Annotated in this window: 15 protein-coding genes, 1 tRNA gene and 1 riboswitch; of the genes, 11 read left to right on the forward strand and 5 right to left on the reverse strand. The window is 61.1% G+C overall.

The annotated features are described in order from the left end of the window. Positions 1 to 133: 133 nt before the first annotated feature. The 6 genes from AC0L25_RS30790 to AC0L25_RS30815 all read left to right on the forward strand — a co-directional run bounded on the left by AC0L25_RS30790 (position 134) and on the right by AC0L25_RS30815 (position 3,761). Positions 134 to 207 (forward strand) — tRNA-Gly (locus tag AC0L25_RS30790). Between the two features lie 225 nt (positions 208 to 432). Next, complete coding sequence (locus AC0L25_RS30795; protein WP_473598919.1) at positions 433 to 1,179, forward strand: Crp/Fnr family transcriptional regulator; 747 nt, start codon at positions 433 to 435, stop codon at positions 1,177 to 1,179. Positions 1,180 to 1,316: 137 nt separating this feature from the next. Next, a complete protein-coding gene (locus tag AC0L25_RS30800; RefSeq protein ID WP_473598920.1) occupies positions 1,317 to 1,520 on the forward strand; it encodes a hypothetical protein in 204 nt (67 codons plus the stop codon). A 305-nt stretch (positions 1,521 to 1,825) separates the two neighbouring features. Next, positions 1,826 to 2,494 carry a hypothetical protein gene (locus tag AC0L25_RS30805; RefSeq protein WP_473598921.1) on the forward strand — a complete coding sequence of 223 codons (669 nt, stop codon included), beginning with the start codon at positions 1,826 to 1,828 and terminating at the stop codon, positions 2,492 to 2,494. Next, entirely contained in the window at positions 2,491 to 2,886 is a 396-nt protein-coding gene (locus tag AC0L25_RS30810) for a phage holin family protein (RefSeq protein ID WP_473598922.1), read from the forward strand. The genes AC0L25_RS30805 and AC0L25_RS30810 overlap by 4 nt, the downstream gene beginning before the upstream one ends. Beyond that, a complete protein-coding gene (locus tag AC0L25_RS30815; protein WP_473598923.1) occupies positions 2,883 to 3,761 on the forward strand; it encodes a hypothetical protein in 879 nt (292 codons plus the stop codon). Before AC0L25_RS30810 ends, AC0L25_RS30815 begins: the two co-directional genes overlap by 4 nt. A 13-nt stretch (positions 3,762 to 3,774) precedes the next feature. Here the strand turns inward: AC0L25_RS30815 and AC0L25_RS30820 are convergent, their stop codons facing one another. After that, positions 3,775 to 4,779 (reverse strand): L,D-transpeptidase family protein, encoded by a 1,005-nt coding sequence (locus AC0L25_RS30820; protein WP_473598924.1) that lies wholly within the window; start codon positions 4,777 to 4,779, stop codon positions 3,775 to 3,777. 167 nt (positions 4,780 to 4,946) lie between these two features. After that, positions 4,947 to 5,936, reverse strand: coding sequence for a LysR family transcriptional regulator (locus AC0L25_RS30825; protein WP_473598931.1), 990 nt, complete (start codon positions 5,934 to 5,936; stop codon positions 4,947 to 4,949). Positions 5,937 to 6,247: 311 nt separating this feature from the next. On the opposite strand from AC0L25_RS30825, the gene chvE reads away from it, so the two are divergent. The 3 genes from chvE (at position 6,248) to mmsB (ending at position 10,234) form a co-directional block, all read left to right on the forward strand. Then, positions 6,248 to 7,312, forward strand: coding sequence for a multiple monosaccharide ABC transporter substrate-binding protein (gene chvE / locus AC0L25_RS30830; RefSeq protein ID WP_473598925.1), 1,065 nt, complete (start codon positions 6,248 to 6,250; stop codon positions 7,310 to 7,312). A 100-nt stretch (positions 7,313 to 7,412) separates the two neighbouring features. After that, positions 7,413 to 8,945 carry a multiple monosaccharide ABC transporter ATP-binding protein gene (gene mmsA / locus AC0L25_RS30835; RefSeq protein ID WP_473598926.1) on the forward strand — a complete coding sequence of 511 codons (1,533 nt, stop codon included), beginning with the start codon at positions 7,413 to 7,415 and terminating at the stop codon, positions 8,943 to 8,945. After that, entirely contained in the window at positions 8,942 to 10,234 is a 1,293-nt protein-coding gene (gene mmsB, locus AC0L25_RS30840) for a multiple monosaccharide ABC transporter permease (RefSeq protein ID WP_352951334.1), read from the forward strand. The genes mmsA and mmsB overlap by 4 nt, the downstream gene beginning before the upstream one ends. Positions 10,235 to 10,354: 120 nt before the next feature. Here the strand turns inward: mmsB and AC0L25_RS30845 are convergent, their stop codons facing one another. Next, on the reverse strand, positions 10,355 to 10,525 hold the full coding sequence (locus AC0L25_RS30845) for a hypothetical protein (RefSeq protein WP_352951335.1): 171 nt from the start codon (positions 10,523 to 10,525) through the stop codon (positions 10,355 to 10,357). Here AC0L25_RS30845 and araD1 point away from each other — a divergent pair. Beyond that, positions 10,524 to 11,516 carry an AraD1 family protein gene (gene araD1 / locus AC0L25_RS30850; protein WP_473598927.1) on the forward strand — a complete coding sequence of 331 codons (993 nt, stop codon included), beginning with the start codon at positions 10,524 to 10,526 and terminating at the stop codon, positions 11,514 to 11,516. The two genes, AC0L25_RS30845 and araD1, sit on opposite strands and share 2 nt — an antisense overlap. Before the next feature lie 176 nt (positions 11,517 to 11,692). On the opposite strand, the gene AC0L25_RS30855 is transcribed toward araD1, so the two are convergent. Beyond that, a complete protein-coding gene (locus AC0L25_RS30855; protein WP_473598928.1) occupies positions 11,693 to 12,466 on the reverse strand; it encodes an ABC transporter substrate-binding protein in 774 nt (257 codons plus the stop codon). 92 nt (positions 12,467 to 12,558) lie between these two features. Next, on the reverse strand, positions 12,559 to 13,653 hold the full coding sequence (locus AC0L25_RS30860; RefSeq protein ID WP_473598929.1) for a 2'-deoxycytidine 5'-triphosphate deaminase: 1,095 nt from the start codon (positions 13,651 to 13,653) through the stop codon (positions 12,559 to 12,561). Between the two features lie 125 nt (positions 13,654 to 13,778). Next, positions 13,779 to 13,856, forward strand: a riboswitch (SAM riboswitch). Positions 13,857 to 13,930: 74 nt separating this feature from the next. Between AC0L25_RS30860 and AC0L25_RS30865 the strand changes: the two genes are divergently transcribed. Next, positions 13,931 to 15,121 carry an O-succinylhomoserine sulfhydrylase gene (locus AC0L25_RS30865; RefSeq protein ID WP_473598930.1) on the forward strand — a complete coding sequence of 397 codons (1,191 nt, stop codon included), beginning with the start codon at positions 13,931 to 13,933 and terminating at the stop codon, positions 15,119 to 15,121. Positions 15,122 to 15,195: the final 74 nt, after the last annotated feature.

Genomic DNA, 15,195 nt, shown 5'->3' on the forward strand with positions numbered 1-15,195 from the left:
CTCCGAATCATCGAAGCCCCATGGAATCAGATCAACCGCAATCCCTAAAGTGCGTTAACCCGAGTTCGTAGCCCTGCGAGTGCACGCTTAACGATTGCCCGAATGCCGGCTTGCGTGGTAACGAGGCTGCTGCGCGGGTATGATGTAATGGTAGCTTGTCAGCTTCCCAAGCTGAACGCGCGGGTTCGATTCCCGCTACCCGCTCCACCTTGCCCTGCAAGGAATCGAGGTTGCTGACAATCGGCGAGCGGTAGACGTCGAATTTGTCCTTGTAAATCCAGTCGTCACCTTGGGGCGACTTGGAACCAAGGCATCATCGCGAGGGTGAAGTCTAGCAGGCCGGCGCCGGCGCCCACAGGCTCTAATGATCGGGTCTGGATAGAACACAACGTGATTCTACTAAGAGGCGGCAACAAAAGATGCTGATCCGCGTTGCTGCTCAAAGGCACCGCGATGTTCGGCAAAGACCTCTTGATCCGCATGCTCGACCGCCGCGACACCCTGCCGCCAGACGAAATCGCGCTTATTGAGGCCCTTCCGGTCCGGCCGGTAACTTTCGGACCCGATGAGGAGATCGTCAGGGAGGGTTCCCGCCCCGCCGAAAGCTGTCTTGTCGCGAATGGTTTCGCGGTTCGAAATCAGGCTATTCGGGAAGGAAAGCGTCAAATAACGGCAATTCACGTGCCGGGAGACTTTGTCGACCTGCATAGTTTACTGCTAAAAGTGATGGATCATAGCGTCAGCGCCCTGGATTCGTGCGATGTAGCCTTCATTCGACACAAAGACCTGCTCACAGCAATGGGTGGAAGTCCACATCTCACCCGGATGCTTTGGCTTTCGACGACTATCGATGCCTCAATCCAACGCACTTGGATAACCTGCCTCGGGCGTCGCTCCGCCAAACAGCATCTCGCACATATAATCTGCGAGTTGTATGTCCGGTTGGAAATAGTTGGATTGGCCTCTGATCAGACGTTCGCAATTCCACTGACGCAGGCGGAATTGGGCGACGTGCTTGGTCTATCTGTAGTTCACGTGAACCGGACGCTGCAGGAACTTCGAGCGAAGGACCTGGTTAGCTGGAAAGACAGGAGGATTGTTATCCTGGATTTCCAGCGATTGGCCTTACTGGCCGACTTTGATGCGACCTACCTAAATCTCTTCCATGAACCGCGGTGACCGCCTCGGTCAGGACGCGTCAGCGCGCTAATGCGGCATCAAGATTTCTCGTCAACTAAACAATGTGAATGAGCCCCCGCTCCGGATCGATTACAGCTGGGTTCAATTGGCACAGTTGACGTCAAAAAGGATTGCCCATGCGTGAACTCGAAAATCTCATCGAACATTATGTAAATATTCGCAGGCGGCGCCATAGTTTCATCTCGACGGGCCTCGCCGTTAAAGCGCTCAAACAGATTGTTCCGGCATGTTCGGTCTCTGATTCCGAGCTAGCGAACATGATTGCTGATCGTGCAATAGACTACAACCTTCCGGTGAGCTTTGACCTTAATGAGAGCTAGGCGTGGTTCCTCGTTATACTAACCTTAAACCCTGCAGCCCATGCGCAGAGGCGTGGACCAATGACCGCACGGCCTAGGTCCGCGTCTTGGCACACGGCGTGTGGGAATTTCCAAGAGAGTCACCGGGCTTGCCGGTTGCTTCACTATCATTAATTTAGCTGGAAGTGATGGAACATGTTTGCCCCCGGCAAGTTCGTTAGGCAATGGAGGAGATTGCCACCATGAACAGTGTCATTTATCTCATCGGCCTTGTCGTCGTCGTGCTTGCGATCCTCTCCTTCCTCGGATTCCATTAGGAGAATACCATGCAGCGCCAAGACGATCAGGGCCGTAAGCCGGCCGATTTCGAAACAGCCACAAGCGAACTGTCCGAGCGGTTTCAGCAGGAAACGCAGACCGCGACAGAGGCGCTACAGGATGCTCGCGACGAACTTACCAGGAAGGCGGGCGACTACGCTGCTGAAGCCAAGCAGGCGTTGTTCGACAAGGCCGAGGGAACACAGCGCGATATCAGCTCCAACCTAAAGGCCTTTAGCGGAGCCTTGCGAGCAGCAAGCGAGCATCTGGCCAATAATGATCAACGGACCGCTTCGAAGTTCACCCTCGATGCCGCCGGCTCACTTGAGCGCCTTTCATCTTCGTTGAAGGACAAACCATTCGAAGATGTTCTTGGCGAGATGCGGTCGTTCGGCCGCGAAAACTCAGGGGCGCTGATCGCCGGTTCAGTATTGGCAGGCCTGGCGCTGGGGCGGTTTATCAAGAGCTCTCCACCATCTGCCCGGACCGAGACACAGAGTCGATCGGGAACTAATCGGGCTTCCGAAATGGCTTCGAAATCGGATGAGTCCGTGTGGCGATCGGCAGAGGCCTCCGACCCGACGCCGGCACGCTCCAACCACCGCGACGATGACTTAGCCAGCGATGATCTGGCTGGCGATGACTGGGCCGGCGCAGGCCTGGAGCAGAACCCATGACCAACAACCAGGAAAGTCGCGGCCTCGCAACCCTCGTCAGCGATCTGGCACAGCAGGTCACAACCCTGCTTCAAACCGAAAGTAGGCTGTTGCGGGCCGAAATTTCGGAAAAAATCAGCAAGGCCGGCGCAGGCGCCGCCGAAGTTCTGGCCGGCGCCATATGTCTTCTCGCGGCCTTGATGGTGCTTTTGCAAGCACTCGTAATCGCCCTGGCAAGTACCGGCCTGGGAGCGGGGTGGTCCTCGCTGCTGGTCGGGATCGCCGTCGCGATCCTGGGAATCATTCTCTTGCGCTCTGGCACGAAAAGCATGGCTCCTTCCGAGCTGACGCCCGATCGCACACAAGATCAACTCAAGCGCGATGCGCGCGTTATCAAGGATCAAATAAGATGAGCGACAAATCCGCAGCCGAGCTCGAACGCGATGCCGACATCGCCCGAGCCAAAGTAGCAGACACCGCCGATTCGATCCGCAGCAAGATGACACCGGGTCAATTGATCGACGAATTTACCGGAATGTTCGCCGGCGGCGAGGGATCGGCCATGCTTGAAAACCTCAAGTCGCAAGTCAGGGACAACCCGTTGCCGCTGACGTTGATTGGAGCGGGGCTGGCGTGGCTTACGCTTGGCAACGGCCCGTCAGGGACCAGTTCAGCTGCTGCCACATATCGGACCGGCACGGCTCCCGACGCTTTCTCCGACCTGCACGGCGATGATTTCAGCCAGGGCAACGAAGGGTCCGGAATCGGGGCGATGCTCTCCGATACCGCCGGTTCAGTTACATCAGCGGCAAGCGGCGCGGCCGAAGCTGCAGCAAACGCTGCAACGAATGCCAAGGACAGGATGACAAAAACCGCCGGACAGCTCGGCTCAAGCGCCAGCGAGATGGCGGCTCGGACGCGCCAATCGGCACAAGAGATCTTCGAGCGCGAACCGCTGGCTATCGCCGCAGTCGGACTTGCGCTGGGCACTGCCATCGGGGTGATGCTGCCCCACACAGCCACAGAGGACGAGCACCTTGGCGCCTACCGCGACAAAATTCGCGACAGTGCGGAGGAGGTTTTCGACACGGGCCTGGAGCAAGCAAAGCAAGTTGCCGCCGAGGCTTACGAAACGGTCAAAGAAGAGGCCGACCGGCAAGGCTCGGGTGGAGATGGCGAGACGCTGGCAGGCAAGGTCGGCAAAGTTGTGGAATCGACCGCAAAGCGAACCGAGGAAGCCATTCGCGATCGTTTGCCGGGCTCGTCGGACGGGTCTTCTACCACCTGATAGCGTCGCCACCCTACCGAGCAAGCTCGTCGGAGGGATCGGCGATCCCGGTCTTGAACTCGACCTTCGTGCCCGGCCGCACCATGGAGCCGAGGTCTTCGGCATCCCAATTGGTCAGCCTGATGCAGCCGTGGGAGAAGGTCGTGCCGATCTTGCCCGGTTCGGGCGTGCCGTGGATGCCGTAGCTTTCGATGGAGAGATCGATCCAGACCGTTCCCACGGGATTGTTCGGCCCGGCAGCGATGGTGAAGGGCCGCTTGGTCTTGACCCCCTTGAAAGCGAGATCCGGATCGTAGTGATAGGTGGGGTTGCGCACCACGCGCTTGACCTCCGCCATGCCGCTTGGCGCGGGGTTTTCATCGCTCCCGATCGAGGCGGGGTAGACTGCGAGCCATTTGCCGGAAGGGTCGAGCACGCGCACCAGGCGAGCGCCCTTGTCGACCTCGATGCCGGCAATGCCGGCGGGAGGATCGCCCCGGCCAATATCAGGCACCACCAAGGTCGTGCCGGCCTTCCTGAAGCCGATGCCCGGATTGAGCATCCTGAGCAGTTGTTCGCTGACATGGAAGCGCTCCGCCAGCTTCTCCGCCGCGGTGCGATAGCCGAGCCGCCGCAGACGGGCCATCCTCTCCATGCGAGCCGGAATACGCCTGGTGAAGGGTCCGCGCACATCCTTGCGCGTCAGCTCATAGGTGACCAGCACCGGGCTGGCCGAGGTTGTCATTAACTTGTCCCAGGTCTCCCGAGTGAGCTTGCCGTCGGGATGGAGGCCGTTCGCCGTCTGAAAGGCGCTAACCGCCTTGGTGAAGTTCTGTGAAAGGCGGCCGTCGATCGGGCCCGGCGAGAAGCGGGCGCGATCCAAATGAATCTGCGCCTTCAGCACGGCCGGATCGACACCCTTCGGTTCGCCGGCGGCTAACTGGGCCTGATTGACGGTGGTCAGGTCCAGCTTGGCTGCCCCCGTCCCGCCGCATGCGAAGGCAAGCGTCGCGGCGAAGACGAGGAGAAACCTGATCATCGATAGCCTCGCTGGGACTGCAACAGGAGCCCGTCTCTATGACGCGGCACAGCCCTGTGTGGTTCCTTCGCTCGAGCGATATTCTGAATTGAAGCGACGTGACCGAAGAGCCGGGCACTGCGAAAGCTAGCAACGGATTGGCGATGGATTGCTTGATTTTAACGCGGTCAGCCTACCTCTCTCAAAATGAAGTCGTGCAGCATCTTGGCCGCCGGCGACAGCACGCGATTTTTAACGGTGATCAGGCTGTAAGGCCTGACCTCGATGTCGAACTCGGTCTGGACAACGTCGATGGCGCCGGCCAGCCCTTCGGGGTTCTGGATGAATTTCGCCACCTGGATCGACACCGGCGCGATGGCGTCCGACTGCGCGACCATGACCAGGGTCAGGAGCAGCGAGCTGGTGTTGAGGATGCGATCCGGCAGCGCGATGTTGCGGTTCAGGAAATTGCTCTCCATCGCCTGGCGCAGCGGCGAGCCGCCCGACTGGAAAACCCAGTCGTAGGCGGCGGTCTCCTCCAGCCGCACCGCCTTGCCCTTAGCCAGCGGGTGGCCGCGGCGAACGATCAGGCAGGCTTTTTCGACGCCGATAACGCGGGCTTCGAACAGCCGTGGATTAAGGTCGTCGGGGATGCGCGCGATGATAAAATCGTGACGTGTGGCGATCAGCTCGCGCGCCAGCACATTGGAAGTCTCGACCTGCATAGTGATCTCGATACGCGGATAGATGCGCCGGATTTCGCGGATCGCCGGCACGGCAAGCTCGATCGCAGGGGCCGTCACCGCGCCTAGGAACACCGAGCCGCCCTTGCCCGCCTTGAGCTCGGATATCTCGCGGTCGACCTCACGCATCTCGAGCAGGATCGAACGCGCGCGCCTCGCCAACGCCTTGCCATAGGGCGTCAGCGTGATGCCGCGCGGCAGCCTTTCGCACAACTTGACATCGAGCACCGCCTCCATCTCAGCGATCATGCGCGAGGCGGCGGGCTGCGAAATGTTCATGACCTGGGCTGCCGCGCTGACCCGGCCATGGTCATCGAGGGCTGCGACCATGCGCATGTGGCGAAGACTGAGGCCGCTGCGCAGCAGGGTCTCACTCCTGCCGGGACTTTCGCCATAATTGTCTGAAAGTCCAGCAGGATCCCGTAGCGCCATGATCTCCGTTTGCTCCTCGCTCGTGGTCGGCCGGCAATCCGGCCAGGTCTGTTGTCTACTTTCAGTATATCAGTTTGGGTATAGCAACCACCAAAGATCGCATTTGACAGTTATGGCAAAGAGCCACACCCTTCGCACGTCCTGAGGCTTGACCGTCGCCAGCGAGAAAAATCGCAGCGACGGAACCGGAGTCTCAGGGCCGATTGGGAGGATACCGGAGATCGATATGACGGCAGCGGCGCGTTTGACGCTCCTGCACGATCGCGCGGCCCACGAAACCCAGGGTGCGCGTCCATCAACCAGGGAGAGTTAATGTGAAGATCATCAAGACACTGGCCGCCGTCGCGGCCCTTAGCATCGCGGCCATGACGGTCCCGGCGCAGGCAGGCGAAGGCCTCATCGGCGTGCTGATGCCCACCAAGACGTCGCAGCGCTGGATCAACGACGGCGACGCCGTCAAGTCCCAGCTCGAGGCTCTGGGCTACACTGTCGACCTGCAATATGCGCAGGACGATATCCCCAATCAGCTCAGCCAGCTGGAAAACGAAATCACCAAGGGCCCGAAGGCGCTGATCATCGCCTCGATCGACGGCACCACGTTGTCGGACGCGCTTCAGAAGGCGGCTGACGCCGGCGTCGTCGTCGTCGCTTATGACCGGCTGATCAAGAAGACCCCGAATGTCGACTACTATACCACGTTCGACAATTTCGGCGTCGGCGTCATCCAGGCCAAATCGCTACTCAAGGGCCTCGGCTATCCGGAAAACAAGGGTCCTTTCAACATCGAGCTGTTCGGCGGTTCGCCGGATGACAACAACGCCTTCTTCTTCTACGATGGCGCGATGTCCGTTCTGCAGCCGCTGATCGACGACAAGACGCTCGTGGTGAAGTCCGGCCAGATGGGCATGGACAAGGTCGGCACGCTCCGCTGGCTGGCAGCGACCGCCCAGGCCCGCATGGACAATCTGCTGTCCGCCAACTATTCGGATGGCAGCCGCGTCGATGGCGTGCTCTCGCCGTATGACGGTCTGTCGCGCGGCATCATCGCCTCGTTGCGCGCCGTCGGTTACGGCACGGCCGATCAGCCCTGGCCGATCGTCACCGGCCAGGACGCCGAAACCGCTTCGGTCAAGGCGATCATCGCCGGCGAGCAGTACTCGACGGTGTTCAAGGACACCCGCGAACTCGCCAAGGCGACGGTCGAGCTCGTCGACAAAGTGCTCTCGGGCGGCAAGCCGGAAGGCCTCGATACCAAGACCTACAACAACGACGTCAAGGTCGTCCCATCGATCCTGCTGACGCCGCATGAGGTCGACAAGTCGAACTACCAGGCGCTGGTGGTCGATTCCGGCTACATCAAGGCCGAAGAACTGAAGTAACCGCAGACGTAAAACCCGGGGTCCTGCGTAACGCAGGACCCCTTTTCGTTAGCGAGCGACCCCGGTATTGTTACCGGACCTCGGAGGAGTGGTATTCCTGATGGCCTCGACGATTTTGGAGATGCGTGACATCACCAAGACGTTTCCCGGCGTCAAGGCGCTGTCGAATGTCAACCTCAGCGTCGAGGAAGGCGAGATTCACGCCGTTGTCGGCGAGAACGGCGCCGGCAAGTCGACGCTGATGAAGGTGCTGTCGGGCGTGTATCCATCCGGCACTTATGACGGCGAGATCATCTATCGCGGCGATGAGTGCCATTTCAAGGGCATCCACGACAGCGAGCGCCGCGGCATCGTCATCATCCACCAGGAACTCGCGCTGGTTCCGATGCTGTCGATCGCCGAAAACATCTTTCTCGGCAACGAGCACGCCAGATACGGTGTCATCGACTGGGACGCCAACGAGGCGCGCACCAGCGCTCTGCTCAAGAAGGTGGGCCTTAAGGAAGACCCCAAGACGCTGATTACCAATATCGGTGTCGGCAAGCAGCAACTGGTCGAGATCGCCAAGGCGCTCAGCAAGGAAGTGCAGCTGCTGATCCTCGACGAACCGACGGCGAGCCTGTCCGAAAAGGACAGCCAGGCGCTGCTCGACCTGCTGCTCGAATTCAAGCGGCAGGGCATCACCTCGATCCTGATCTCGCACAAGCTCAACGAGATCAACCGGGTCGCCGACAAGGTGACGATCATCCGCGACGGGCGGACCATCGAGACGCTGCCTAAGAAAGACATCTCGGAAGACCGCATCATCACCTCGATGGTCGGCCGCTCGCTGGACGACCGTTATCCGTCGCGCGAGCCCGAGATCGGTGAGATCGTGCTCGAGGTGAGGAATTGGTCGGTCTATCACCCGATCCACGCCGAGCGGCAAGTGATCAAGGGCATCGACATCGACGTCCGCAAGGGCGAGGTGGTGGGGATCGCCGGGCTGATGGGCGCCGGACGCACCGAATTCGCGATGAGCCTGTTCGGCCGCTCCTATGGCCGCCGCATCACGGGCGAGGTGCTGCTCAAGGGCAAACCCATCGATGTCTCCTCTGTCAGCAAGGCAGTGGAACACGGCATTGCTTACGTCACCGAGGACCGCAAGACCTACGGTCTCAACCTGATCGATCACATCAAGCATAACATCACGCTGGCCAATCTTCCCGGCGTGTCGCGCCATAGCGTGATCGACGACATGCGCGAGCTCGCCGTCGCCAACGACTACAAGGCCAAAACCAACATCCGCTCGTCCAGCGTCTATCAGATGACCGGCAATCTATCGGGCGGCAATCAACAGAAGGTGGTGCTGTCGAAGTGGCTGTTCGCCAATCCGGAGGTGCTGATCCTCGACGAGCCGACGCGCGGCATCGACGTTGGCGCCAAATATGAAATCTACACGATCATCGCGCGTCTCGCCTCGGAGGGTAAGGCGATCATCGTCATCTCGTCGGAGATGCCTGAACTGCTCGGCATCACCGACCGCATCTATGTCATGAACGAAGGACGTATCGTCGGCGAAATGGCGGCGAGCGATGCTAGCCAGGAAAAGATTATGCGCGCCATCGTTCGCGGAGAAGGAAAAGCATCATGAGCACCGAAAGCGCTCCCGTCCCGAAAAGCGGCGTCGCCGAAGATGTGCAGCAGGGGCCGCGCGTTGCCGTCTCGGCGCTGGTCACCAACCTGCGCGAATACGGCCTGATCCTGGCGCTGATCGCCATCATGGTGTTCTTCCAGTACACGACGTCCGGAACGCTGTTCAAGCCGGTGAACTTGAGTAACCTGGTGCAGCAGAACAGCTTCATCATCGTGATGGCGCTGGGCATGCTGCTGGTGATCGTCTCCGGCCATATCGATCTCAGCGTCGGGTCCGTCGCCGGTTTCATCGGTGCGCTGGCGGCGATGATGATGGTCATCTGGCCTCTCGGCCCTTTCAGCAATCCGCTGGTGGTGTCGATCATCTGCCTGATCGTCGGCGGCGCAATCGGCGCGGCACAAGGCTACTGGATCGCCTATCATCGAATACCGAGCTTCATCGTCACGCTGGCGGGGATGTTGATCTTCCGCGGCATCTGCCAAGCGCTGCTGGGTGGCGGGTCTTCCGTGGGGCCGCTTCCAGCCGGCTTCAAGGCGCTCAGCTCCGGCTTCATTCCGGACGTGATCGGCTCGTTGACGCTGATCCCGCCGGTGGTGAACGCCGCCGGCAAGACCATCGTCGGCAGCGGGCTGACGCTGCACATGACGACGATCGTGATCGGCCTCGTCGCCGTGCTCGCCTATGCCTATTTCGGGCTCAGGGCACGGCGCAGCCGCGAGCGGCATGGCTACGAAGCCGAACCCTTCACGCTGTTCGTCGTCAAGACCCTGGTGACCAGCGCTCTGGCGCTGTTTCTGGTCTACCAATTCGCCACCTACAGAGGGTTGCCGATCGTTCTCGTGGTGATGGGCGTGCTGATCGCGCTGTTCGTCTTCGTCACCAAACGCATGACGGTCGGCCGCCGTATCTACGCAATGGGCGGCAATGCCAAGGCGGCGCAGCTATCGGGTATCAAGACCGAGCGGCTGACCCTGATGGTGTTCATCAATATGGGCGTGCTCTCGGCGCTCGGCGGGCTGATCATTGCGGCGCGCCTTGGCCAGGCGGTGCCGGCGGCGGGCCTCGGCAGCGAGCTCGACGTCATCGCCGCTGTGTTCATCGGCGGCGCTTCGGCGATGGGCGGCGTCGGTCAGGTTATAGGCGCGGTGGTCGGCGGTTTCATCATGGGCGTCATGAACAACGGCATGTCGATCATGGGCGTCAATGTCGATTGGCAACAGGTGGTCAAAGGCCTGGTGCTGCTCGGCGCCGTGGTCTTCGACGTCTACAACAAGAACAAGGCTTGAGGGCGAGGGAACTCATGCATGTCGCCAAGCGTGTGCAGCGTGTTGGGGCAAGGACATGCATAAAAGCAAGGATTAAAGCGGACCCCTTTCACAGGCGGCGCGCTTTTTAGGAGGCACGGGTCACATCGCGGCGCTGCCGGGCGGCGCAAAGAAGTCCCCTGAGGGGACCGGGCCCGCGAGCGCAATCCGGACGAAGAGTTCACCAGTGGCGCGGATACCTTCCGAGCCGCGCCGGTCAAGGTTTGCCAACCCGGCAGCCAGGCCAAAGGCAATTGAGAGAGGGTACATCATGCTGATCTCCCAGATCCTCGACGACGCAGAGACCATTCGCGTCGTTGCCCGCAACGGCGGCAAGACCCGGATCATCAACGGCGCCCGCAGTGTCTATTCGCTGGCGATGGAGGCCGCGCGCACCGGCACCGGACTTGTCGCCCTCATCGAGCGCAAGGGCTTCGGTGAAGCGGTCGACCTCGATGCCGCCTACAAGAAGGGGCGGCTGTCGTCGCCGATCAACCATCCCGACCCGGCGCATCTCCACCTCACCGGCACCGGGCTGACGCATCTCGGCTCCGCCGCGACCCGCGATGCCATGCACAAGAAACTCGATGCCGATCGCGAAGAGCAGCTCACCGACTCCATGAAGATGTTTCGCATGGGGCTGGAGGGCGGCAAGCCCGCCAAGGGCCAGATGGGCGTGCAGCCGGAATGGTTCTACAAGGGCAACGGCACCATGGCGGTGGCGCCCGGTGCGGCACTGCTGTCGCCCGCCTTCGCCCAGGATGCCGGCGAGGAGCCGGAAGTCGCCGGCATCTATGTCATCGGCGACGACGGCGCCCCGTTCCGCGTCGGCTTCACCCTGTCAAACGAGTTTTCCGACCACGTCACCGAGCGCGTGAACTATCTCTTCCTCGCGCATTCCAAGCTGCGCAACGCCTCGTTCGGGCCGGAGATCCTGATCGGCGACCTGCCGTCCGACGTCAGGGGATCCTCGCGCATCCTCCGCGACGGCAAGCTGCTGTGGGAAAAGCCGTTCCTGTCGGGCGAGGCGAACATGTCGCACACCATCGCCAATCTCGAACATCACCACTTCAAATATTCGGCCTTTCGCCAGCCGGGAGACGTTCATGTGCACATGTTCGGCACGGCGACGCTGTCCTTCGCCGACGGCATCAGGACCGAGGCCGGCGACGTCTTCGAGATCGAGGCCAAGGATTTCGGCCTGCCGCTGCGCAACCCGCTTGAAATCGAGCAGCCGGTGAAGGTCTCGGTGAAGGCGCTGTAGCGGGTGATCTCCCCCCTTGAGGGGGAGATGTCGCCGAAGGCGACAGAGGGGGTCGTCTCGCGTAGAGCGCCAGCCCCCTGCGTCTGCGATAAAGAGAGCCGGGCCCGGCCGGACCGACCCCCTCTGGCCTGCCGGCCATCTCCCCCACGAGGGGGGAGATTGGCAGCTTCAACCTCTCAATAAATATCGAAGTCGAAATATTGGGCCTGGATCTTCTTGTAGGTGCCGTCGGCGACGATCGCATCGATCGCGGCGTTGAGCTTTTCGCGCAACGCATTGTCTTCCTGGCGCACGGCGATACCGGCTTCGGTCTCTGTGCCCTTGACGTCACCGACCATCTTACAGCAGCCTTCGCTCGCCTTCTTCATCCAGTCCATCAGCACGAATTTGTCCGAGAGGACCGCATCAAGGCGGCCGTTCATCAGGTCGGCGACCGCCTCCTCCTGGGTCGGATAGAGCTTCGCCTCGGCGCCGGCCTTGCCATAGACATCCTGGGCATAGTCGGCCTGGGTGGTCGAAGCCTGGGCGCCGACTGTCTTGCCGGCGAGGGCGGCGGGTTCGGTCGACGCAATATCGCTGTCCTTCAAGGCCACCAGCGAAAGCGGCGTCGTATAGTATTTGTTGGTGAAGGAGACCTGCTTCTTGCGCTCCTCGGTGATGCTCATGGATGCGATGATGGCGTCGAACTTTTTGGCCTGGAGCGCCGGGATCATGCCGTCCCAGTCCTGCGTGACAAGTTCGCATTCGACCTTCATCTGAGCGCAAAGCGCATTGGCGATGTCGATGTCGAAGCCGACGAGCTTGCCATCCGCGGTGATGGTGTTGAACGGCGGATAAGCGCCTTCGGTGGCGATCTTCAACTTTTCCTGTGCTTGCGCCGACAAGGACCCGGCAGCCACCACCAGCATGGCAGCTGTTGCTGCCGATGCGATCCATCTTGAAATATGCATTTTCTTGTTCCCTTGGTTCCAACCACCTTGACGGTTGGGCACAACCAAGCACGGCCCACAAGGTCAGGCAAGCACAGTCTGATTGATCGCGATCAGCGCGCGGCGCGGAAATGCTTGGATAGTTTCAGGCCCTGTGCCTGATAGTTCGAGCCGAGATCTGTGCCGTAGAGCGCCTGCGGCCGCTTCAGCATGTGCTCGTAGACCAGCCGTCCGACGATCTGGCCGTGGTCGAGGATGAACGGCACTTCGTGGCTGCGCACTTCGAGCACCGCCCTGCTGCCGGTGCCGCCAGCCGCCGAATGGCCGAAGCCCGGATCGAAAAAACCGGCATAGTGGACACGGAATTCGCCGACCAGCGGATCGAATGGCGTCATTTCGGCGGCATAGAGCGGCGGCACATGCACCGCCTCCTGGCTGACGAGGATATAGAATTCATCCGGATCGAGCACCAATTCGCCGGCGCCGCTCTTGTAGAGCGGCTCCCAGAAATCGACGACATCCTGTGCGGCGCGCTTGTCGACATCGACCAGGCCGGTGTGGTGCTTGCCGCGGTAGCCGACCAGCCCGTCCTTGTCGCCATCGAGATCGATCGACAGTGCGATGCCGCCGCCGGAAATGTTCGGCGGCTCGGTGGCGACGAGCGACTCGGCGCGGTGCAATTCGTGCAGCTCGCTTTCCGACAAAAGCGCATTGCCGGTGCGGAATCTGATCTGCGACAGCCGCGAGCCAGCGCGGACGACGATCGGAAAAGTGCGCGGGCTGACTTCCAGATAGAGCGGGCCGTTGTAGCCGGCAGCGATCTTGTCGAACTCGTGGCCGCGATCGGTCATCACGCGGGTGAAAATGTCGAGCCGTCCGGTCGAGCTCTTCGGGTTGGCCGAGGCGGAAATGTTCGCCGGAAGCGCCAGGCTTTCGAACAGCGGCACGATGTAGACGCAGCCCGTCTCCAGCACCGCACCATCGGCGAGACTGATTTCGTGCAGCTTCAGGCGGTCGAGTTTTTCAACGACCCTGTGGTTGGGGCCGGGCAGGAAGGAGGCGCGCACCCGCCAGGCCTTGTCGCCGAGCCTGAGGTCGAGGCTGGCCGGCTGGATCTGGTCGGCATCGAGCGCGCGCGGCGACTTCAGCGCGCCCGACTGGAACAGCGTGGAAATATCCTGATCGGGAAGAATGCCTGTCTGCCGCAAAGTCTGGCTCCGCTCGAAGGCCGGGCGAGGTCTCGTTGTGTTGCAGTTCCTTGCCGCGGAACCTGCTGGTACAAACCTCTTAATCATGCCGGCAATTGACGCAAGCGCGGTGCGGGTCTAAAGGTTCGTTATCCCGTGGTGATTTGGCCGGTCGGCTTGCAGCCACGTTAAACAAGTCGCTAAAGGACCGTCGGGCCGAAAGGCCATATGGACCGGTTGCGACTTTCGCGGCCGGTTTTTTTGTGTTTGGACCATTTTTGGTGTTTGGAACAGGGTGATGAAGAGCAACAAGCGCAACTGGAAGCCTCAGACCGCCCTCGTGCATGCGGGAACGCTGCGTTCCGGCTTCGGCGAGACCTCCGAGGCGATGTATCTCACGCAAGGCTATGTCTACGACACGGCGCAGGCGGCGGAGGCCCGCTTCAAGGGCGAGGAACCGGGCTTCATCTATTCGCGCTATGCCAATCCGACGGTCGACATGTTCGAGAAGCGCATGTGTGCGCTGGAGGGCGCCGAAGATGCCCGCGCCACGGCATCCGGCATGGCGGCGGTGACGGCGTCGTTGCTGTGCAGTGCTCGGGCGGGCGACCATATCGTGGCGGCGCGCGCGCTGTTCGGCTCCTGCCGCTGGGTGGTCGAGACGCTGGCGCCGAGATACGGCATCGAAGCGACGCTGGTCGACGGCACCGAGATTGCCAATTGGGAGCAGGCGGTCAGGCCCAACACCAAGCTGTTCTTCCTTGAAAGCCCGACCAATCCAACGCTGGAAGTCGTCGACATCGCAGCCGTCGCCTCGCTTGCCAATTCGATCGGCGCGCGGCTGATCGTCGACAACGTCTTTGCCACGCCCTTGCAGCAGAAGCCGCTGCAGCTCGGCGCCCATATCGTCGTCTATTCGGCGACCAAGCACATCGACGGCCAGGGGCGCTGCCTCGGCGGCATCATCCTGTCGGACAAGAAGTGGATCGACGAGAATTTGCACGACTACTTCCGCCACACCGGCCCCAGCCTGTCGCCCTTCAACGCCTGGACGCTGCTGAAGGGGCTGGAGACGCTGCCGCTGCGCGTGCGCCAGCAGACGGAAAGTGCCGGCCGGATCGCTGACTTCCTCGCCGAGCGATCGGAAATTGTCCGCGTCATCTATCCCGGCCGCACTGATCACCCGCAGGCGGCGGTCGTTAAGAAGCAGATGTCAGGCGGCTCGACGCTGATCTGCCTCGACGTCAAGGGGGGCAAGCAGGCGGCCTTCGCTTTCCAGAATGCGCTCGATGTCGTGTTGATCTCCAACAATCTCGGCGATGCCAAAAGCCTGATCACCCATCCGGCGACGACGACGCACAAGAATCTGAGCGACGAGGCGCGTGCCGAACTCGGCATCGGGCCGGGCACGCTCAGGCTGTCCGTCGGCCTGGAGGACACCGACGACCTGCTCGAAGACATCGAGCAGGCTTTGAAAGCCGCCAGATAGAGCGTTCTGTTTTTAGGTAGACGCATATCCGGCGTTCTTGATGTAGTTGGCGCATTCCGCCGGCGTGTAATGAT

The sequence above is a fragment of the Mesorhizobium sp. WSM4813 genome, assembly GCF_055811555.1.